This is a genomic window from Pseudomonas sp. EA_65y_Pfl1_P113 (assembly GCF_963970525.1).
Lineage (GTDB): Bacteria > Pseudomonadota > Gammaproteobacteria > Pseudomonadales > Pseudomonadaceae > Aquipseudomonas > Aquipseudomonas tritici.
The window spans coordinates 1-255 of record NZ_CAXAQM010000736.1; the positions used below are offsets into that span (position 1 = coordinate 1).

The following is a 255-nucleotide window of genomic DNA, read 5'->3' on the forward strand; positions in this document are numbered from 1 at the left end:
AGTGTCAGTATTAGTCCAGGTGGTCGCCTTCGCCACTGGTGTTCCTTCCTATATCTACGCATTTCACCGCTACACAGGAAATTCCACCACCCTCTACCATACTCTAGTCAGTCAGTTTTGAATGCAGTTCCCAGGTTGAGCCCGGGGATTTCACATCCAACTTAACAAACCACCTACGCGCGCTTTACGCCCAGTAATTCCGATTAACGCTTGCACCCTCTGTATTACCGCGGCTGCTGGCACAGAGTTAGCCGG

1 rRNA gene is annotated in these 255 nt (G+C 51.4%); it reads right to left on the reverse strand.

The features are described 5' to 3' along the window. A 16S ribosomal RNA gene (locus AACY52_RS31960) occupies positions 1–255 on the reverse strand; the annotation flags it as partial.